General features: G+C 69.5%; 15 protein-coding genes. 12 read left to right on the plus strand and 3 right to left on the minus strand.

The features are described from left to right. The first annotated feature begins 85 nt into the window (after positions 1-85). Positions 86-661, plus strand: a complete 576-nt coding sequence (locus B4915_RS06250; RefSeq protein ID WP_105804980.1) for a DUF4916 domain-containing protein — start codon at positions 86-88, stop codon at positions 659-661. Positions 662-712: 51 nt separating this feature from the next. Here the strand turns inward: B4915_RS06250 and B4915_RS06255 are convergent, their stop codons facing one another. The 3 genes from B4915_RS06255 to B4915_RS06265 are packed head-to-tail and all read right to left on the minus strand — an operon-like array spanning position 713 to position 2,772. After that, positions 713-1,171 (minus strand): SprT-like domain-containing protein, encoded by a 459-nt coding sequence (locus tag B4915_RS06255; protein WP_105804981.1) that lies wholly within the window; start codon positions 1,169-1,171, stop codon positions 713-715. Further along, positions 1,164-2,018 (minus strand): spermidine synthase, encoded by an 855-nt coding sequence (locus B4915_RS06260; RefSeq protein WP_425436324.1) that lies wholly within the window; start codon positions 2,016-2,018, stop codon positions 1,164-1,166. The genes B4915_RS06255 and B4915_RS06260 overlap by 8 nt, the downstream gene beginning before the upstream one ends. A gap of 58 nt (positions 2,019-2,076) precedes the next feature. Further along, positions 2,077-2,772, minus strand: coding sequence for a phosphatase PAP2 family protein (locus B4915_RS06265; RefSeq protein WP_105804982.1), 696 nt, complete (start codon positions 2,770-2,772; stop codon positions 2,077-2,079). A gap of 243 nt (positions 2,773-3,015) precedes the next feature. Between B4915_RS06265 and rpoB the strand changes: the two genes are divergently transcribed. The 11 genes from rpoB (at position 3,016) to B4915_RS06320 (ending at position 20,887) form a co-directional block, all read left to right on the plus strand. Then, positions 3,016-6,513 (plus strand): DNA-directed RNA polymerase subunit beta, encoded by a 3,498-nt coding sequence (gene rpoB, locus B4915_RS06270; RefSeq protein WP_105804983.1) that lies wholly within the window; start codon positions 3,016-3,018, stop codon positions 6,511-6,513. Between the two features lie 115 nt (positions 6,514-6,628). Continuing rightward, the gene (locus B4915_RS06275) at positions 6,629-10,522 is read left to right on the plus strand and encodes a DNA-directed RNA polymerase subunit beta' (protein WP_105804984.1); all 3,894 of its coding nucleotides are present in this window, start codon (positions 6,629-6,631) and stop codon (positions 10,520-10,522) included. Between the two features lie 169 nt (positions 10,523-10,691). After that, positions 10,692-11,771, plus strand: coding sequence for a hypothetical protein (locus tag B4915_RS06280; RefSeq protein ID WP_105804985.1), 1,080 nt, complete (start codon positions 10,692-10,694; stop codon positions 11,769-11,771). Next, positions 11,768-12,328, plus strand: a complete 561-nt coding sequence (locus tag B4915_RS06285; RefSeq protein WP_245907378.1) for a hypothetical protein — start codon at positions 11,768-11,770, stop codon at positions 12,326-12,328. Before B4915_RS06280 ends, B4915_RS06285 begins: the two co-directional genes overlap by 4 nt. A gap of 2 nt (positions 12,329-12,330) precedes the next feature. Then, positions 12,331-12,966, plus strand: coding sequence for a spermidine/putrescine ABC transporter substrate-binding protein (locus tag B4915_RS06290; protein ID WP_105804986.1), 636 nt, complete (start codon positions 12,331-12,333; stop codon positions 12,964-12,966). 331 nt (positions 12,967-13,297) lie between these two features. Continuing rightward, a complete protein-coding gene (gene rpsL / locus B4915_RS06295) occupies positions 13,298-13,672 on the plus strand; it encodes a 30S ribosomal protein S12 (RefSeq protein ID WP_105804987.1) in 375 nt (124 codons plus the stop codon). Continuing rightward, positions 13,672-14,142 carry a 30S ribosomal protein S7 gene (rpsG, locus tag B4915_RS06300; protein WP_024356767.1) on the plus strand — a complete coding sequence of 157 codons (471 nt, stop codon included), beginning with the start codon at positions 13,672-13,674 and terminating at the stop codon, positions 14,140-14,142. The genes rpsL and rpsG overlap by 1 nt, the downstream gene beginning before the upstream one ends. Before the next feature lie 149 nt (positions 14,143-14,291). Then, positions 14,292-16,406 carry an elongation factor G gene (gene fusA / locus B4915_RS06305; RefSeq protein WP_105804988.1) on the plus strand — a complete coding sequence of 705 codons (2,115 nt, stop codon included), beginning with the start codon at positions 14,292-14,294 and terminating at the stop codon, positions 16,404-16,406. A 160-nt stretch (positions 16,407-16,566) separates the two neighbouring features. Next, the gene (tuf, locus tag B4915_RS06310) at positions 16,567-17,760 is read left to right on the plus strand and encodes an elongation factor Tu (RefSeq protein ID WP_105804989.1); all 1,194 of its coding nucleotides are present in this window, start codon (positions 16,567-16,569) and stop codon (positions 17,758-17,760) included. Positions 17,761-17,975: 215 nt separating this feature from the next. Beyond that, positions 17,976-19,775 (plus strand): polysaccharide biosynthesis protein, encoded by a 1,800-nt coding sequence (locus B4915_RS06315; protein WP_105804990.1) that lies wholly within the window; start codon positions 17,976-17,978, stop codon positions 19,773-19,775. Beyond that, complete coding sequence (locus B4915_RS06320; RefSeq protein WP_245907379.1) at positions 19,772-20,887, plus strand: MraY family glycosyltransferase; 1,116 nt, start codon at positions 19,772-19,774, stop codon at positions 20,885-20,887. Before B4915_RS06315 ends, B4915_RS06320 begins: the two co-directional genes overlap by 4 nt. Positions 20,888-21,216: the final 329 nt, after the last annotated feature.

Genomic DNA, 21,216 nt, shown 5'->3' on the forward strand with positions numbered 1-21,216 from the left:
CGGCCGTGGTGCGGATCGTGCCGCTGGGCCGCGGCGCGCCCCTGGGCTGCGGGACGCTCTCGCCGCCGGATGCGAGAATGACTTCATGAGCATCGACACCGCCGAGTTGCCTGAGCCCGAGGGTCCCGAGGACCGTCCGACTCCGCCGGGGAACCCGGGGTGGCTGAGCGACGACGAACTGCGCTTCGTGCGGGGGAGGCTGCCGGTCGTGTACGTCGAGGCGGTGCCGGTGCGCCTCGATGGGCTGGGGCAGGTCACGGAGGTGGGGCTGCTGCTGCGGAGCACCCCTGAGGGGGTGATGACGCGCACGCTCGTCTCGGGCCGGGTGCGCTTCGGGGAGCCGCTGCGTGAGGCGCTGTTCCGCCACCTCGAGAACGACCTCGGTCCGATGGCGTTTCCGCAGATGCCGGCCGAGCTGGTGCCGGCGCAGATCGCCGAGTACTTCCCGATGCCGGGCATCTCGCACTACGTCGACGAGCGTCAGCACGCGGTGTCCCTCGTCTATGTGGTGCCGGTCACGGGCACCTGCAGCCCGCGCCAGGACGCGCTGGAGGTGAGCTGGATGTCGCCCGAGGAGGCGCTCTCCCCGCAGGTGCTCGACGAGCTTCCCGGCGGTCGCGGCGTGCTGCTGCGGCAGCTGCTCTCCGCTCTCGGCTGCTGAAGCGGCGCGCAGTCCGCCCGCCGATCGCGCCGCGGCGGAGCCGGCTGCGGTTCAGACGTCCGCGCGGCGGCGCCAGGCGATGAGGTGGGCCTCCGAGAAGCCGCGGGCGCAGCGCGCGCACGAGGCGGGCCGGGTGGGGCGGCGGAAGCGGTAGTGCGCGTGCCCGGCGGGGCAGCTGCCCACCCAGGGCGCGCGCTCGTGGGCGATGTCGCCGTCGTGGGTGCGCCCGCCCGCATATCCGATCTCGGCGGCGATGCGCTTCCACCGCGGGCCGTGCCCGGCCGACGGCCCCGCGAGCGCGTGGGCGACCTCGTGCAGCAGCACCTGGTGGATCTCGTCGTCCTCGAACCTCGCGGCGAGATAGCGCGACACGGTGATCCGCCGCTCCGCGTAGTTGCACAGCCCGGCCCGGCGCTTGGCGTGGTCGAAGCCGAAGCTCCACTCCGCCGGGTCGAGGTGCATGCGGATCAGGGCCTCGGCCCACACGCGCACGCGATCCAGCTCAGCCACGGTCGAAGAGCTCGCGGGCGGGTGCGGGGGAGTCGACCGCGTTCGCGTCGGTGACCGGCCTCGCACCGCGCAGCAACTCGCCGAGCTCGCGGCCGGCGAGCATGCGTGCCGGGTGCGGGCCGCCGGCGAGCAGCCGGGGCAGCCAGTCGAGCGCGCCCTGCGGCTCATTCGAGGCGACGAAGACCACATTGCCGAAGCGACGCCCCTTGAGTACCTGGGGCTCGGCGATCGCCGCGACCTCGGGGAAGAGGCTCGCGAGCGTGGCGGCCTGCCCGCGCACGAAGGGCAGTCCGGCGCCGTCGGCGGCGTTCACCGCGACCACGCCGCCGGGGGCGAGCAGCGGGCGCAGCAGCTCGTAGAACTCGACGCTCGAGACGTGGGCGGGCGTGCGGTCGCCGGCGAAGATGTCGACGACGACGAGGTCCATGGCGCCGCGCATCCCCTCGGGCAGCCGTCCCAGCACCGCGCGCGCATCGCCGCGCCGCACGCGGATGCTCGCGCGCTTCGGCAGGGGAGCGGCCTCGCGCACGAGGTCGACGAGCGCGCCCTCCAGCTCGATCACCTGCTGGCGGCTGCCGGGCCTGGTCGCCTCCACGTAGCGGGGCAGCGTGAAGGCGCCGCCGCCGAGGTGCAGCGCCGAGATGGGCTGACCGGGGGTGCGGAAGAGATCGATGACGTGCCCGATGCGGCGCACGTACTCGAAGAACAGCTCCGAGGGGTCGCGGAGGTTGACGTGCGACTGGGGGGTGCCGTCGACGAGCAGCTGCACCGCGCCGGGGACCCAGCGGTCCTCCTCGATCACGGCGCTGAGGCCGGAGCTCAGCGTGATCGGATCCGGCAGTCTCACGCCCGCCACTCCGTAACGCGGGGCCGGGCGCCGCTCTTCGAGATCATGGCACCCGACTCTACGCCATGCGGGCGGGGGCGGAGGGCGCCCGCCGGTACCACAGCCACCGGGCGATCACCGCGGCGCAGGCGCCGAGCACCGCGCCCGCCAGCACGTCGCTCGCCCAGTGCACGTGCAGGGCGGTGCGGCTCCACATCATGAGCAGGATCCAGCACGCGGCGGCGACCGCGGCTCCCCGGGCGGCGCGCCCGCCGAGCTCACGCCAGCCGGCGACGATCAGTGCGAGCGAGACGGCGAGGGCGGCCGCCCCCATCGAGTGCCCCGAGGGGTAGGAGGAGCCGTGGGAGTCGTACAGCTGATCCCAGGGACGCGTGCGCAGCACGGTCGCCTTGAGCGTCTCGGAGAGGAGCACGCCGAGGAGCATCGCGGTCGCCAGCGCTGCGGCGTCGCGTGCACGCCGCAGCGCGAGCAGCAGCGCGCACGCGATGGCCGCGCAGGCGGCGGCGCCGGCGGAGCCGCCGACCTGCGCCATGAACACGGCCACCGCGGACGCTGCGCCGCCCGGCGTCACCGCAGCGCTCGCGTGCCACCACTCGTCGAGGCCGAGGGGGCCGGAGTGCGCGAAGCGCAGGAAGAGGCCGAAGCCCGCGACGGCGACGATCCCGAGCACCGCCCAGGGCACGGCGCCGCGCAGTGCGGCGCCTCCCGGCTGGCGGCTGCCGGCGCCGGGACGCTGGTGCGGGTTCGGCGGCATTCCCCCAAGCTACCCGGATCGTCCCTGGGAAAGCCCGTGCCGTCCGGCTCTCGCACCATGCTGGACATCCCATAACGATGGTGTTACAGTTGATAGTTGCACTACGGACACCACCATGCCTGCAAATAGCGGTAGGCCACGGGAGCTGGCGCGCAAGCGCAGATGAGCCTCGACCGCGTGATCCGATGCAATTCTCGCAAGACCAGGTCAACCGGCCCGACGGGGCCCACGGAGGTAGTTTCCTTGGCTGCTGCGCGCAACGCATCGTCAACCCATAACCCGAAGAACGGCCGCGATCACCAGCGGCTCTCGTTCGCCAAGATTTCCGACACGCTGTCGGTGCCGAATCTGCTGGCGCTGCAGCTCGAGAGCTTCGACTGGCTCGTCGGCAACGACGCGTGGAAGGAGCGCGTCAAGCAGGCACAGGCCGAGGGGCGCGACGACATCGCGCTGAAGAGCGGCCTGGAGGAGATCTTCGACGAGATCTCCCCCATCGAGGACAACGCCGGCACCATGCAGCTGTCCTTCGAGAACCCGATCCTCGACGAGCAGAAGTTCACCATCGAGGAGTGCAAGGAGCGCGGCAAGACCTACGCCGCGCCGCTCTACGTCGAGGCGGCGTTCTACAACACCGAGACGCAGGTGCTCAAGAGCCAGACGGTCTACATGGGCGATTTCCCCATCATGACCGACAAGGGCACCTTCATCATCAACGGCACCGAGCGCGTCATCGTGTCGCAGCTCGTGCGCAGCCCGGGCGTCTACTTCGAGCGCGCCCAGGAGAAGACGAGCGACAAGGACGTCTTCACCGCCCGCGTGATCCCGAGCCGCGGCGCATGGCTGGAGTTCGAGGTCGACAAGCGCGACCAGGTGGGCGTGCGCATCGACCGCAAGCGCAAGCAGTCCGTCACGGTCTTCCTGAAGGCGCTCGGCATGACCAGCGAGGAGATCCTCGAGGAGTTCGCCGGCTACGAGTCGATCGCCCTGACGCTGGAGAAGGACGGCATCCTCACCCAGGAGGAGGCGCTCAAGGACATCTACCGCAAGCAGCGCCCGGGCGAGCAGGTCGCCATCGAGGCGGCGCGTGCGCTCCTCGACAACAGCTACTTCAACGAGAAGCGCTACGACCTCGCGAAGGTCGGCCGCTACAAGATCAACCGCAAGCTGGGCCTCGACGCTCCCATCACCGACTCGGTGCTGTCGCTCGAGGACATCGTCGCGACGATCAAGTACCTCGTCGGCCTGCACGCGGGCACCGAGACGCTGCCGGGCGTGCGCGACGGCAAGGAGATCGAGGTCCGCCTCGACACCGACGACATCGACCACTTCGGCAACCGCCGCATCCGCGCGGTCGGCGAGCTCATCCAGAACCAGGTGCGCACCGGCCTCAGCCGCATGGAGCGCGTGGTGCGCGAGCGCATGACCACGCAGGACATCGAGGCGATCACGCCGAACACCCTGATCAACACCCGCCCCGTGCTGGCGGCGATCAAGGAGTTCTTCGGCACCTCGCAGCTCTCGCAGTTCATGGATCAGAACAACCCGCTCGCGGGCCTGACCAACAAGCGCCGTCTCTCGGCGCTCGGCCCCGGCGGCCTGAGCCGTGACCGCGCCGGCGTCGAGGTGCGCGACGTGCACCCCTCGCACTACGGCCGCATGTGCCCGATCGAAACCCCCGAGGGCCCGAACATCGGCCTGATCGGCGCCCTCGCGACCTTCGCCCGGATCAACGCCTTCGGCTTCATCGAGACCCCGTACCGCCGCGTCGTCGACGGCAAGGTCACGGACCAGGTCGACTACCTCACGGCGCACGAGGAGGACGAGTTCCTCATCGCGCAGGCGGGCGCCCCGCTCACCAAGGACGGCGCCTTCGCCGAGAAGCAGGTGCTCGCGCGCCCCCGCGGCTCCGAGGTGGTCCTGGTCGACGCGGATCGCGTGCAGTACATGGACGTGTCCCCGCGCCAGATGGTGTCGGTGGCGACCTCGCTGATCCCGTTCCTGGAGCACGACGACGCGAACCGCGCGCTCATGGGCGCGAACATGCAGCGCCAGGCGGTGCCGCTCGTGATGAGCGAGTCGCCCGTGGTCGGCACCGGCATGGAGGGCTACGCGGCGATCGACGCCGGTGACGTGGTCACCGCGCAGAAGTCGGGCGTGGTCGCCGAGGTCTCGGCCGACGTCGTCACGATCCAGCAGGACGAGGGCGGCACGAAGAGCTACTTCATGCGCAAGTTCGACCGCTCGAACCAGGGCACGAACTACAACCACCGCGTCATCGTGAAGCAGGGCGACCGGATCGAGGCCGGCGAGGTCATCGCCGACGGCCCCGCCACCGAGAACGGCGAGCTCGCGCTCGGCAAGAACCTGCTCGTCGCGTTCATGTCGTGGGAGGGCCACAACTTCGAGGACGCGATCATCCTCAGCCAGAACCTGGTGAAGGACGACACCCTCTCCTCGATCCACATCGAGGAGTACGACATCGACGCCCGCGACACCAAGCTCGGCAAGGAGGAGATCACCCGCGATCTCCCGAACGCCAGCATGGAGGCGCTGAAGGATCTCGACGAGCGCGGCATCATCCGCATCGGCGCCGAGGTCAAGCAGGGCGACATCCTCGTCGGCAAGGTCACGCCGAAGGGCGAGACGGAGCTCTCGGCCGAGGAGCGCCTGCTGCGCGCCATCTTCAACGAGAAGAGCCGCGAGGTGCGCGACACCTCGCTGAAGGTGCCGCACGGCGTCTCGGGCACGGTCACCGCGGTCAAGGTCTTCGACGCGGAGAACGACAACGACGATGAGCTCGGCTCGGGCGTCAACCAGCGCGTGGTGGTCTACATCGCCCAGAAGCGCAAGATCACCGAGGGTGACAAGCTCGCCGGCCGCCACGGCAACAAGGGCGTCATCTCGAAGATCCTGCCGGTCGAGGACATGCCGTTCCTCGCCGACGGCACGCCCGTCGACGTGATCCTGAACCCGCTCGGCATCCCCGGCCGCATGAACTTCGGGCAGGTGCTCGAGATCCACCTCGGCTGGATCGCCAAGCAAGGCTGGAAGGTCGAGGGCAACCCCGAGTGGGCGGCGAAGCTGAAGCCGGAGGCCCTCGAGGCCGCTCCCGGCACGAAGGTCGCGACCCCCGTGTTCGACGGCGCGTCCGAGGCGGAGATCGCGGGTCTGCTCGACTCGACGCTCCCCACCCGCGACGGTGAGCGGCTGATCGACTCCAGCGGCAAGACGCGCCTGTTCGACGGCCGCTCGGGTGAGCCGTACCCGTACCCGATCTCGGTCGGCTACATGTACATCCTCAAGCTGCACCACCTCGTCGATGACAAGATCCACGCGCGCTCGACGGGCCCGTACTCGATGATCACCCAGCAGCCGCTCGGCGGTAAGGCCCAGTTCGGCGGTCAGCGCTTCGGTGAGATGGAAGTGTGGGCGCTGGAGGCCTACGGCGCCGCCTACGCGCTGCAGGAGCTGCTGACGGTCAAGTCGGACGACATCCTGGGTCGCGTGAAGGTGTACGAGGCGATCGTGCGCGGTGAGAACATCCCCGAGCCGGGCGTCCCCGAGTCGTTCCGCGTGCTCATGAAGGAGATGCAGTCGCTCTGCCTGAACGTCGAGGTCCTGGGAGCCGACGGATCCGTCGTCAACCTGCGCGACAACGACGACGAGGCACACCGCACCGCGGAGGAGCTCGGCATCAACCTGTCCAGCCGCTTCGAGACCTCGTCCGTCGACGAGATCTGATCCCGTGAGATCTCATGCGCGCATGAGATCCGAGCCGATCGGCCGCCCCGCCTGAGGCGGGCGGGGCGCACGCCGATCCCGCAGACATACTTTTCAGATTCTCAAGGAGAACATTTTGCTCGAGGGTACGAGTTTCAACGAGCTGCAGATCCGTCTGGCCACCGCAGACGACATCCGCAGCTGGTCGTTCGGCGAGGTCAAGAAGCCGGAGACCATCAACTACCGCACGCTGAAGCCCGAGAAGGACGGGCTCTTCGGCGAGCAGATCTTCGGTCCCAGCCGCGACTGGGAGTGCGCGTGCGGCAAGTACAAGCGCGTGCGCTACAAGGGCATCGTGTGCGAGCGCTGCGGCGTCGAGGTCACGAAGTCGAGCGTGCGCCGCGAGCGCATGGGGCACATCGAGCTGGCCGCGCCCGTCACGCACATCTGGTACTTCAAGGGTGTGCCGTCGCGTCTGGGCTACCTGCTCGACATGGCGCCGAAGGACCTGGAGAAGGTCATCTACTTCGCGGCCTACATGATCATCGACATCGATGAGGAGGGCCGTCACGAGGACCTCGCCGAGCTGGAGGCGGAGCTGCGGCTCGAGCTGAAGGCGCTGGAGGATCAGCGCGACATCGCGATCGCGCAGCGCCAGCAGCAGGCCGAGTCGGATCTCGCGGCGCTCGAGGCGGAGGGGGCGAAGGCGGATCAGCGCCGCCGCGCCGAGGCCTCGGCCGAGAAGGAGATGGCCGCGATCCGCAAGGGCTTCGACGACGACATCGCGCGCCTGCAGCGCGTGTGGGAGGACTTCCGCAACCTCAAGGTGGGCGACCTCAAGCCCGAGGACGCCGTCTTCGCCGACCTCATGGACCGCTACGGCGACTACTTCGAGGCCTACATGGGCGCCGAGGCGATCAAGAAGCGCCTGGAGAACTTCGACCTGGCCGCCGAGAGCGAGACCCTGCACCTGCAGATCGCCGAGGGCAAGGGCCAGAAGAAGATCCGCGCGATCAAGCGGCTGAAGGTCGTCAACTCCTTCCTGCAGACGGGTGCGAGCCCGGCGGCGATGGTGCTCGACGTGGTGCCGGTGATCCCGCCGGAGCTGCGCCCGATGGTCCAGCTGGACGGCGGCCGCTTCGCGACCTCCGATCTCAACGACCTCTACCGTCGCGTCATCAACCGCAACAACCGACTGCGCCGCCTGCTCGATCTCGGCGCCCCCGAGATCATCGTGAACAACGAGAAGCGCATGCTGCAGGAGGCCGTCGACGCGCTGTTCGACAACGGCCGCCGCGGCCGCCCCGTGACGGGCACCGGCAACCGCGCCCTGAAGTCGCTGAGCGACATGCTCAAGGGCAAGCAGGGTCGTTTCCGTCAGAACCTGCTCGGCAAGCGCGTGGACTACTCGGGCCGCTCGGTCATCGTGGTGGGCCCGCAGCTCAAGCTGCACCAGTGCGGCCTGCCCAAGCAGATGGCGCTCGAGCTGTTCAAGCCCTTCGTGATCAAGCGCCTCATGGATCTGTCGCACGCGCAGAACGTGAAGGCCGCCAAGCGCATGGTGGAGCGGGCCCGCTCCGAGGTGTGGGACGTGCTCGAGGAGATCATCCGCGAGCGCCCCGTGCTGCTCAACCGCGCTCCGACGCTGCACCGCCTGGGCATCCAGGCCTTCGAGCCGCAGCTCGTCGAGGGCAAGGCGATCCAGCTCCACCCGCTCGTGTGCGCGGCGTTCAACGCGGACTTCGACGGTGACCAGATGGCCGTGCACCTGCCGCTCTCGGTGGAGGCGCAGGCCGAGGCGCGCGTGCTCATGCTCGCCTCGAACAACATCCTGAAGCCCTCGGACGGCCGCCCGGTGACCCTGCCCTCGCAGGACATGATCATCGGCCTGCACCACCTCACCACCATCAAGCCCGAGGCGACCGGCACCGGCCGCGCCTTCGGCTCGGTGGCCGAGGCGATCCTCGCGATGGACGAGGGCTCGCTCGACCTGGGGGCGCAGGCGCGGATCCGTCTCACCGGCTACACCGACGCCGAGGGCGTGACGCACGAGAAGCCCGTGCTCGTGGAGACCTCGCTCGGACGGGCGATCTTCAACGAGGCGCTGCCGGCCGACTACCCCTACTTCGAGGGCGTCGCCGACAAGGGCAGCCTGTCCGGCCTGGTCAACGACCTGGCCGAGCGCTACCCGAAGGTCGAGGTCGCGGCGACGCTCGACCGGATCAAGGACGCCGGCTTCTACTGGGCTTCGCGCTCGGGCGTGACCGTGGCGCTCTCGGACATCGTGACGCCCGAGGGCAAGGGCGAGATCATCGCGGAGCACGAGAAGCGCGCCGCCAAGGTGCAGCGCGACTACGACCGCGGCCTGATCAGCAACGTGGACCGCCGCAAGGCGCTCACGGAGATCTGGACCGAGGCGACCGACGAGGTGGCCGCGGCGATGCGCGAGTCCTTCCCGGCGGACAACACCATCTTCCGCATGGTGTCGTCGGGTGCGCGAGGCAACTGGCTGCAGATCCGCAACATCGCGGGCATGCGCGGCCTGGTGTCGAACCCGAAGGGCGAGATCATCCCGCGCCCGATCATCAACTCGTACCGCGAGGGTCTGTCGGTGGCGGAGTACTTCATCGCGACCCACGGTGCCCGCAAGGGTCTCGCCGACACCGCGCTGCGCACCGCCGACTCGGGTTACCTGACCCGTCGTCTGGTGGACGTCTCGCAGGACGTCATCATCCGCGAAGAGGACTGCGGCACGCGCCGCGGCCTCGACCTGGTGATCGCCGCTGAGGACGCGAACGGCGTGCTCGTGCGGGACGAGAACGTCGAGAACTCGGTGTACGCGCGCACCCTCGCCGCCGCGGCGAGCTCGCCCGACGGCACGGTCGTGGCCGAGGCCGGCGAGGACGTGGGTGATGTGCTCATCGACCGCCTGGTCGCTGCGGGCGTGACGGAGATCAAGGTGCGCTCCGTGCTCACCTGCGAGTCCGCGGTGGGCGTCTGCGCCACCTGCTACGGGCGTTCCCTGGCGACGGGCCAGCGCGTCGACATCGGCGAGGCGGTGGGCATCATCGCCGCGCAGTCGATCGGCGAGCCGGGCACGCAGCTCACGATGCGCACCTTCCACACCGGTGGCTCGGCCTCGGCCGACGACATCACGCAGGGTCTGCCCCGCGTGCAGGAGCTGTTCGAGGCGCGTACCCCGAAGGGCGCGTCCCCGATCGCGGAGGCGGCCGGCCGCATCACGATCGAGGACACCGAGAAGAGCCGCCGCATCCTCCTCACGCCGGACGACGGCAGCGAGGAGAAGGCGTACCCGGTGCTGAAGCGCGCGACGCTGCTGGTGGAGGACGGCGACCACGTCGAGCTCGGCCAGCCCTTCCTGGCGGGCACGCTCGACCCGAAGGACATCCTGCAGGTCGGCTCCACCGAGCACGGCAAGCACATTCCCGGCGAGCGCGCGGTGCAGAAGTACCTCGTGGAGGGAGTGCAGGGCGTGTACCGCTCGCAGGGCGTGCCGATCCACGACAAGCACATCGAGGTCATCGTGCGCCAGATGCTGCGCAAGGTGACGGTGGTGGATCACGGCGAGACCGAGCTGCTGCCCGGTGAGCTCGTGGACCGCTCGCGCTACCAGCGCATCAACCGCGAGGCGCTGCTGGAGGGCAAGCGCGCTGCGACGGCGCGTCCCGAGGTCATGGGCATCACCAAGGCCTCGCTCGCGACCGAGTCGTGGCTGTCGGCGGCCTCCTTCCAGGAGACCACCCGGGTGCTCACGCAGGCGGCGATGGAGGGATCGAAGGATCCGCTCATCGGCCTCAAGGAGAACGTCATCATCGGTAAGCTCATCCCGGCCGGCACCGGCCTGAGCACCTACCGCGACGTGCAGGTGGAGGCGACCGAGGAGGCGAAGGCGGAGCGCTACCCGAACCGCCTGTTCGCGACGGAGGGCACCTTCGACGAGAACGACCTCTCCTTCGTGGACTTCGACAGCTTCACGGCCGACGAGTTCAACCCGGGCAACTACAGCTAGTTTCCCGGGCCCGACCGGGAACGGGCGCTCGCACTCAGGTGCGGGCGCCCGTTCTTTTTTGCGCCGTGCCGAGCGCGCCAGGCGCGATTGGCGGGACCGGCTTGTAATGTGTCGATGAAGTGTTGGTGTCCGGAAGCGGGCACCCGGGGCGGCGACGAGAGGTGAGGCCATGAGCGAGGACCGCGAGACTCCCGCATCGAGGGCGGCGGAGACCCCCGACACCCCGAGCAACCCGGGTGCGCCCGTCGAGGAGTCCGAGGCGAGCCGCACGGAGGTGCTGCGCGCGGTCGAGCGCTCGCGCGCGAGCGGCGGCGACGGCTCGGCGCCGCTCGGCGAGCCCGCGGCGGCCGAGGGGGCGGCGGGCTCCGAGACGGCGGGCGGCGCTGCGGCAGAGGTTCCTGCGAAGGGCGCAGCGGGCGCAGAGGGCGCGGTGCTCGCGGCCCCGGTGGCGACGGCGGATGCCGACGCGGATGAGGCGGCGCGACGCCGCGCGCTCTCCGAGGTCGACACCGAGCTCGACATGGACGTGAAGGATCGTCCGGCCCGTACCGCGCTCGACGCCCGGATCGCGGAGCTCGAAGAGCTGCCGAGCGCCGCGGGGGAGCCGGCGACGCCGGTGCGCGACGGCGAGATCCGGATCAGCGCCGACCACCCGATGGCGGCGCTGTACATGCAGACGCCCATGCCCCCGGAGATCCGCGGGAACCGCGGCGCCGGGGTGCTGATCGCGCTGCTCGGCACGGTGGGCTTCGCGCTGGTGTACGCGGGGGTCCTGGCGCTCTGGCTGGCGCCGAGCTTCGCCCCGTCCCAGTTCGTCGCGAACGGGCTGGTGCCGTGGCTGACCTCGTGGGTGTTCATTGCGGCCGTTGCGGCGTTCTTCGTGGGGCTCACGGTGCTGGTGCTGATCCTGGGACGCGCGGGCTGGTGGGCCTACGTGCTCGGGGGCTTCTTCGTGGCCGTGCTGGTGTGGTTCGCCGCGGCGATCGCCGGCGCGCTGACGGGCGGTCCGTGGAGCGTCGACGGCGAGCCGGTGCCGCCGATCACCTTCGACGTTGACGGGCTGCGGGTGCTGTTCCAGTGGATCGGCTCCTCGGTGCCGGTGCTGGGCGCGGCGGTCGTGGCCCGTGAGGCGACGGTCTGGTTCGGCGCGTGGATCGGCGCGCGGGGCCGCCGCATGAAGCGCCGCAACGCCGAGGCGCTCGCCGAGTACGAGGCGGCGCTGGCCGAGGTGCAGGCGCAGCGGCCATGACCGAGGGCTCCCGCCGCGGCGTGACGCGAGGCTACGTCGGGGGCCTGGTCGCGGCCGCCGTCGTGGTGGCGATCGCGCTGGTCGTCGCCGCGTGGGGCTTGATCGCGCTGGCGCTGCTGCGGGATCCGGTGACGAGCGCGGGGGTGCCGCTGTGGGCGGCGCCGGTGATCCTGCTCTGCATCCTCGCGCTGCTGGCGTGGGGGCTGTGGCGCCAGGCCATCGTGCTGCTCCGGGGGCGCCGCGGACCGGCGTGGGGCATCGTGACGGCGCTCGCGGTGGGCGCGTACCTGCTGTGGTGCCTGGGCGGCGTGCTCGCGCGGATGTCGATCGGCGAGACGTGGCTGAGCCCGTTCTCGGCGGTGCTGATCCCGATCTGCGCGCTGGCCTCGCTCGTCTTCTGGGCGGTGCTGGCGAGGCGCGTGTACACGGACCGGCCGCCGCCCCGCTGGCCGTGGGAGCGGGACGAGGGCGAGGGTCCTGCGACGGTCGACGACATCGACTGGGGCGGCGACGGTCCGCGGCCGGACGACGCCGGCGGTGAGGGCCGGGGGCGTTGATCGTGGCGCTGACGATCGAGGAGCGGGTGACGGGCGCGGTCGACGCGTGGCTGCGCTGGCTGCCGGGCTGGTCTCCGGGAACGCATCGCGGACGGGCGCGGCTGTGCCGGCGGTGCACGGGATCGCCGCTGCTGACGGCGGCCGGCATCGGCGCGGATGTGCCGCACCAGGTCACGCACGCGCTCGTGTCCCGGATGCAGCGCATCATCGATCGCCGCGTGGACGAGTTCACGGAGCGGGAGCTGCCCACGCTGCACGCCGAGCTCACCGGCGCGGAGCTGTGGCGGAGCGGCGGCTACGACCCGGCGGCCGGCCTCGCTCCCGAGTACGAGGGCCTGGATCCGGATCCCGAGCCGGTGGAGGGGGAACAGCCCTTCCTCTTCACGCTCGCCGGTCTCGCGGAGGAGACGCGGCCGGAGCCGCCGCTGCCGCGACCGCCCTTGAGCGCCGAGGAGAAGCAGCGGCTGCGCCGGGAGATCGAGCTGGCGGATCGCTGCGCCGAGGAGGCCGGTCGCGCGGTGTGCTTCGCGCTGGTGTCGCATCGTCCCCGGATCCAGACCGCGATCACCCGTTTCGTGGAGCCGCAGGTCCAGGCGCTCCTCGATGAGCTGAGCCGGCACCTCGAACCGCCGCAGTAGCCCACGTGTCCGGAGGCGGGCGGCCCGGGATGGGCGGCCACGGCGGGCCAGGACGCTCGCTATTGCGCGGCGGGCCCAGCAGCGCCTATAGTTGATGTTTGGTGTGTTCCACCTCCCGTTTGCCGTGCCTCGGTGCGACGGGTCGGAGGGGGAGCGGGCCAAGGGTCACTCGCCCGCCACGGGCGATACCCCCACGGCATAGCTGCACTCGGTCGCCGGCTCCACGCTCGCGCGGGGCGGGGGACAGCAGCTCCGCGGCCTCGCAAGCGGTCGCACATGCTTGATCACAGAAAGCATTCCTGTCACCGTGCAGGACGAATGAGGAGAATCAGTGCCTACTATTCAGCAGCTGGTTCGCAAGGGCCGGACGCCGAAGGTCTCCAAGACCAAGGCGCCCGCCCTGAAGGCGAACCCGCAGCAGGCCGGGGTCTGCACCCGTGTCTACACCACCACGCCCAAGAAGCCGAACTCGGCGATGCGCAAGGTCGCTCGTGTGAAGCTCCGCAACGGCACCGAGGTCACCGCCTACATCCCGGGCGAGGGCCACAACCTGCAGGAGCACTCGCTGGTGCTCGTGCGCGGTGGTCGTGTCAAGGACCTCCCCGGTGTCCGCTACAAGATCGTGCGCGGCGCGCTCGACACGCAGGCGGTCAAGGATCGCCAGCAGGCTCGTAGCCGCTACGGTGCCAAGAAGGAGAAGAAGTAATGCCTCGTAAGGGTCCTGCTCCGAAGCGCCCCGTTGTCGCCGATCCCGTCTACGGCTCTCCCGTGGTGAGCCAGCTCGTCAACAAGATCCTGCTGGACGGCAAGAAGGGCCTCGCGGAGCGCATCGTCTACGGCGCGCTCGAGAACGTGGCCGAGAAGTCCGGCCAGGATGCCGTGACGGTCCTCAAGAAGGCGCTCGACAACGTGCGCCCCACCCTCGAGGTCCGCTCGCGTCGCGTCGGCGGCAGCACCTACCAGGTGCCCGTCGAGGTGAAGCCGCACCGGGCCAACACGCTCGCGCTGCGCTGGCTGACCAGCTACGCCAAGGCTCGTCGTGAGAACACGATGACCGACCGCCTCACCAACGAGATCCTCGACGCCTCCAACGGCCTCGGCGCCGCCGTGAAGCGCCGTGAGGACACGCACAAGATGGCCGAGTCGAACCGCGCGTTCGCTCACTACCGCTGGTAAGCCAGTCCGGTAGACCCGGGAACCGGGTCGGATCCCTCTCGGGATCCGGCCCGGCTCCTGCGGGGCGCGAGCCCCGCGGCTCCGGCTGATCACCACGCAGCCGTGCCGACACCACCCGAACTTCCATCCCCACACCGGAGGAGACCCCTGTGGCACAAGACGTGCTCACCGACCTGAGCAAGGTCCGCAACATCGGCATCATGGCGCACATCGATGCCGGCAAGACCACCACGACCGAGCGCATCCTGTTCTACACGGGTGTCAACCACAAGCTGGGCGAGACCCACGACGGCGCCTCGACGACCGACTGGATGGAGCAGGAGAAGGAGCGCGGCATCACGATCACGTCCGCCGCCGTGACCTGCTTCTGGAACAAGAACCAGATCAACATCATCGACACCCCCGGCCACGTCGACTTCACCGTCGAGGTGGAGCGCTCGCTGCGCGTGCTCGACGGCGCCGTCGCCGTGTTCGACGGCAAGGAGGGCGTCGAGCCCCAGTCCGAGACCGTCTGGCGTCAGGCCGACAAGTACGGGGTGCCCCGCATCTGCTTCGTCAACAAGATGGACAAGATGGGCGCCGACTTCTACTTCACGGTCGACACCATCGTCAGCCGTCTCGGCGCGAAGCCGCTCGTGATGCAGCTGCCCATCGGCGCGGAGAACGACTTCATCGGCGTCGTGGACCTCCTCTCCATGAAGGCCTTCGTGTGGGAGGGCGACTCGAAGGGCGATGTGACCCTGGGCGCCGCGTACGAGACCCAGGAGATCCCTGCGGATCTGCAGGCGAAGGCGGAGGAGTACCGCGCGCAGCTCGTCGAGACCGTCGCCGAGAGCGACGACGAGCTCCTCGAGAAGTTCTTCGGCGGCGAGGAGCTGTCGATCGACGAGCTCAAGGCGGGCATCCGCAAGCTGGTCGTGAACAACGAGATCTACCCCGTGTACTGCGGCTCGGCGTTCAAGAACCGCGGCATCCAGCCCATGCTCGACGCGGTGGTGGACTTCCTGCCGAACCCGCTCGACATCGGCGCCATCCAGGCACACGATCCGCGCGACGAAGAGATCATCATCGAGCGCAAGCCGAACCGCGACGAGCCCTTCTCGGCGCTGGCCTTCAAGATCGCCGTGCACCCCTTCTTCGGCCGCCTCACCTACGTGCGCGTCTACTCGGGTCACGTGCCCTCGGGCGCCCAGGTCGTCAACTCGACGAAGGGCAAGAAGGAGCGCATCGGCAAGATCTTCCAGATGCACGCCAACAAGGAGAACCCGGTCGACGAGCTCACCGCGGGCAACATCTACGCGGTGATCGGCCTCAAGGACACCACCACCGGTGACACCCTGAGCGATCCGGACAAGCAGGTCGTGCTCGAGTCGATGACCTTCCCGGAGCCCGTGATCGAGGTGGCCATCGAGCCCAAGACCAAGGGCGACCAGGAGAAGCTGGGCGTCGCGATCCAGAAGCTCGCCGAAGAGGATCCCACCTTCCGGGTGAGCCTCAACGCCGAGACCGGTCAGACCGTCATCGCCGGCATGGGCGAGCTGCACCTCGACATCCTCGTGGACCGCATGAAGCGCGAGTTCAAGGTCGAGGCGAACGTGGGCAAGCCCCAGGTGGCCTACCGCGAGACGATCCGCCGCGCGGTCGAGAAGTACGACTACACGCACAAGAAGCAGACCGGTGGCTCCGGCCAGTTCGCGAAGGTGCAGATCGCGCTCGCCCCGCTCGAGGCCGACTCCGAGAAGACCTACGAGTTCGAGGACAAGGTCACCGGCGGCCGCGTGCCGCGCGAGTACATCCCCTCGGTCGACGCCGGCATCCAGGACGCCATGCAGTACGGCATCCTCGCAGGCTTCCCCGTGGTGAACGTCAAGGCGACCCTGCTCGACGGCCAGTACCACGACGTCGACTCCTCGGAGATGGCGTTCAAGATCGCCGGCTCGATGGCCTTCAAGGAGGCCGCCCGCCTCGCGCAGCCCGTGCTGCTCGAGCCGATGATGGCCGTTGAGGTGCGCACGCCCGAGGAGTACATGGGCGACGTCATCGGCGACCTGAACTCGCGTCGCGGCCAGATCCAGGCGATGGAGGATGCGAGCGGCGTCAAGGTCGTGCGTGCCCTCGTGCCGCTCTCCGAGATGTTCGGGTACATCGGCGATCTGCGGTCGAAGACCAGCGGCCGCGCGGTGTTCTCGATGACCTTCGACTCCTACGCCGAGGTGCCGAAGGCCGTGGCCGACGAGATCGTCCAGAAGGCAAAGGGCGAGTAACGCCGCCCTCGGGCCGGTGGCTGGCCGACCGTCAGCCGCCGGCCCACCCGCTCAGGTCGCGATCGCACTCCTGAGCTTGTAACATAAGTACACACCCCGTACTCGTGCCCTTCGAAACCGTCGAAGGGGGAGGGTACTCAACGTCCTGAGGAGGACCATAGTGGCGAAGGCCAAGTTCGAGCGGACCAAGCCGCACGTGAACATCGGAACGATCGGTCACGTCGACCACGGTAAGACGACCCTTACCGCGGCGATCTCGAAGACGCTTGCCGACAAGTACCCGTCGGACACCAATGTCCAGCGCGACTTCGACACGATCGACTCGGCTCCGGAGGAGCGCCAGCGCGGCATCACCATCAACATCTCGCACGTCGAGTACGAGACCCCCAAGCGCCACTACGCGCACGTTGATGCCCCCGGTCACGCCGACTACATCAAGAACATGATCACCGGCGCCGCCCAGATGGACGGCGCGATCCTCGTGGTCGCCGCCACCGACGGCATGATGGCACAGACCAAGGAGCACATCCTGCTCGCCAAGCAGGTCGGCGTGCCCTACCTGCTCGTCGCCCTCAACAAGAGCGACATGGTCGACGACGAGGAGATCCTCGAGCTCGTCGAGATGGAGGTCCGCGAGGAGCTCTCCAAGCACGGCTACCCGGGCGATGACGTTCCCGTGGTCCGCGTCTCGGGCTACGAGGCACTGCAGGGCAACGAGAAGTGGGTCAACGCCGTTCTCGAGCTCATGGAGGCCGTGGACGAGTCGATCCCGGATCCGGTGCGCGACAAGGACAAGCCGTTCCTCATGCCCGTCGAGGACGTCTTCACGATCACCGGCCGCGGCACCGTGGTCACCGGCCGCGCCGAGCGTGGCACGCTGAAGATCAACTCCGAGGTCGAGATCGTGGGTCTGCGCCCGACGCAGAAGACCACCGTCACCGGCATCGAGATGTTCCACAAGCAGCTCGACGAGGCCTGGGCCGGCGAGAACTGTGGTCTGCTCCTCCGCGGCACCAAGCGCGAGGACGTGGAGCGCGGTCAGGTCGTCGTCGAGCCCGGCTCGATCACCCCGCACACCAAGTTCGAGGGCACCGCCTACATCCTGAAGAAGGAAGAGGGCGGCCGTCACAACCCGTTCGAGACGAACTACCGTCCGCAGTTCTACTTCCGTACGACTGACGTGACCGGTGTCATCACCCTTCCCGAGGACAAGCCGATGGTCATGCCCGGCGACACCACCGACATGACGGTCGAGCTGATCCAGCCGATCGCCATGGAGGAGGGCCTCGGCTTCGCGATCCGTGAGGGCGGCCGCACCGTCGGCGCCGGCACGGTGACCAAGGTCATCGAGTAAGCGAGTCGCTCTGAGCGACGCTCGCTGAGGCGAACGCAGCAAGAACCCCCGGGGACATCCCCGGGGGTTCTTCGCGTTCCGAGGGAGGGCGATCGCGGGCGGCGCCGCCGTCCCTCAGGCGCGCGGCGCGGCCGTTCGGCAGCCGCGGGGCGGTATCCTCGGAGGTGATCCCGCCCGGGGATCGGTTCCCCCGCCCGAGGAGAGAGGGAGGCCGAGTGCCGCAGACCGTCGGAGCGCGCCTGGCGCACTTCATTCGCCAGTACGGGCTGCTCTTCCTGCTCGACGCCCTCGCCTGGGCGATCGCGATCCTCGCGGCGCTCGTCCTCCGCTTCGACTTCAATCTCGCGCGCATCCACCCCGGCTGGACGGCCGCGGTCATCGGGGTCACGATCGTGCTCCAGCTGCTCGGCGGGTGGGTGTTCTGGCTCTACCGCAACCGCTACGAGCTGGGCAGCTTCGACGAGGTCCGCTCGCTCGTCCTCGACATCACCGCGGTGATGGTCGCCGCCTGGCTCTTCGCCTATCTGGTCGGCTACGGCAACGGGATCCCGCGCAGCACCCTCATCATCGCGGCCCCCATCGCCTTCAGCCTGATGGGCGTCGCCCGGTATCTCGTCCGGCTCTCCAACGAGCGGCAGCTCAAGCCCGGGGAGGAGGCCGAGCGGACCCTGCTCTACGGCGCCGGCTATCTCGGCGTGCAGACGGCGAAGCGTCTCCTCACCGATGCGAAGGGCTCCGCCCTGCCGGTCGGCTTCATCGACGACGACCCCGCGAAGCGTCACCAGGAGGTGCGCGGGGTGCGCGTGCTGGGCTCCCTCGACGATCTTCCCCGGATCGGGCGGATGACGCGCGCCACGAAGCTGATCGTCTGCATCGGCGACGCCGACGCCACGCTGATGCGCAGGGTCGACGAGCTCGCCGACCGCTGCGGCATGACCGCCATGGTGCTGCCCCCGCTCGAGCAGATCCTGCTCAACGCCTCCGTCATCTCGAATGTGCGCGAGCTCGCGATCGAGGATCTCATCGGCAGGCACCCGGTCCGCCTGGAGACGGAGTCGATCGCCGAGTACCTGCAGGGCAAGCGCGTGCTCGTGACGGGCGCTGGCGGATCGATCGGCTCCGAGCTCTGCCGGCAGCTCGCCCGCTTCGCCCCCAGCGAGCTCATCATGCTCGACCGCGACGAGACCGCGCTGCAGGAGACGCAGCTGTCGATCAGCGGGCACGGCCTGCTCGACACGAACGACGTGGTGCTCGCCGACATCCGCGACCCGGAGACGCTGAACCGGATCTTCGCCGAGCGCAGGCCCGAGGTCGTCTTCCACGCGGCCGCACTGAAGCACCTGCCCATGCTCGAGCAGTACCCCGACGAGGCGTGGAAGACGAATGTGCTCGGCACCCTCAACGTGCTCCGCGCCGCCGCCTCCGTGGGGGTGGGCACCTTCGTGAACATCTCCACCGACAAGGCCGCGAACCCGACGAGCGTGCTCGGCCACTCGAAGCGGGTGGCCGAGAAGCTGACGGCGTGGATGGCGGAGCACACGGGCGAGCGCTACCTCTCGGTGCGGTTCGGCAATGTGATCGGCAGCCGTGGCTCGATGCTGCCCACGTTCCGCAAGCTCATCGATGCCGGCGGGCCGGTCACGGTCACGCACCCCGAGGTGACGCGCTACTTCATGACGATCCCGGAGGCCTGCCAGCTCGTGGTGCAGGCAGGCGGCATCGGGCGCCGCGGCGAGGTCCTGATCCTCGACATGGGGGAGCCCGTCCGCATCCTCGACGTCGCGAAGCGCATGATCGCGCAGTCGGGGAAGGACATCGAGATCATCTTCACCGGGCTGCGGCACGGTGAGAAGCTGCACGAGGAACTGGTGGGCGAGGGCGAGGGCGACGAGCGCCCGTTCCACCCGAAGATCGCGCACGCGCACGTCGACACGATCTCGCCGGAGGTGCTCGATCACGAGGGGTGGGTCGCGCGCATGGACCTGACCGAGGCGGCAGAGGAGCGGGTGCAGTGAGCGGAGGAACCGTCGCCGTTCTGGCCGCTAGCATCGCCCTGATGCTCAGCCTGGTGCTGCCGTTCGCGGTCCGTCCCCTGCTGGTGCGGCTCGGGATCATGGACGTGCCGAACGAGCGCTCCTCGCATCAGCGCCCGGTGCTGCGCGGCCTGGGGCTCGCGGTGCTGATCGCGCTGGTGATCGCGGAGGGCGCGGCGACGCTCGCCCTGCTGGCGGGCCAGCCGATGCCGCTGCCCGGCGGCGCGGTGCTGCTGGTGGTGCTGCTCGGCTCGCTGTGCGCGGGCCTGCTGGGGCTCGCGGAGGATCTGCGCGGGCTCAGCGTGGGGGTGCGCAGTGCCCTGCTGCTCGGGATCGCGGCGGCGTCGGCGACGGCGCTGCTGTGGCTCGGGAACACCTCCGAGGCCTTCGCGCCGTATGTCGGGGAGTTCGGAGCCGCATCGTTCGGATGGGCGGCCTGGGCGCACGTGCAGCTGCCGCTGTGGGGGCTCATCCTGCTGGGCGTCTACGCGGTGCTGTTCATCTCGAGCTACATCAACGTGGCGAACTTCATGGACGGGCTGAACGGCATCAGCGGCTTCCACGGCGTGATCGCCGGGCTTGCCTTCGCCGCTTCGGGGGCCATCCTCTCGATGCCGTGGCTGCTGACGGCGGGGCTTGTGCTGGCGGCGGCCTTCGCGGGGTTCCTGCCGTGGAACCTGACGAAGCCGGGTGCCTTCCTGGGCGATGTGGGCAGCTACCTGCTCGGCGGCGCCGTGGCGATCACGAGCTTCGCCGCGCTCGTCGGCGGGGTGCCGCTGCTGGCCACGATCGGCCCGATGGTGATCTACTTCGGCGACGTGGGGGTGACCCTGGTGAAGCGGCTGCGCGCTGGGCACCGCTGGGACGAGCCGCACAAGGAGCACACCTATCAGCGGATCCAGCAGCTCGGCTACTCGCATGTGGCGGCGTCCGGGATGACGGCCGCGGCGACCCTGGCGGCCTCCCTGCTCGGTCTCGGCTCGATCTTCACGAACCTGCTCGGCACCCTCGGGCTGCTGCTCTCGGGCCTTGCCGTGCTCGTCATCTACCTCCTCCTCCCGAGCCTCCTCCCGGCTCGTTCCCCCCGCCCCTAACACCCGCGACACGCCCGGGTTGCATCGATCCGGGGCGCCGTGCGAGAATAGACAGGTTCAGTACTCCGCGCTTCGGGGCGGGTCACTGCCAGGCTGTGCATAGCCGCTCCGGTTTCCGGGGCCCGGGCTAGGCCGCGGGTAGCGAACAACACCCGCACGCCGTTCGGCGGCCAGACGAGAGTCCGGCCGTCTTCGTGTGTGTGGGGCGCGCGCGAGCGCGTTTTGACAGGTGAACAGAGACCCAGCATGCGGTGTCAGCAGACACGCGGGTGCCAGGGCGCTGGTACGCAAGACGTCCAATGCCGAGATCCCCGGATCCCGGTACGACG

The sequence above is a fragment of the Leucobacter massiliensis genome (assembly GCF_002982315.1).
Lineage (GTDB): Bacteria > Actinomycetota > Actinomycetes > Actinomycetales > Microbacteriaceae > Leucobacter > Leucobacter massiliensis.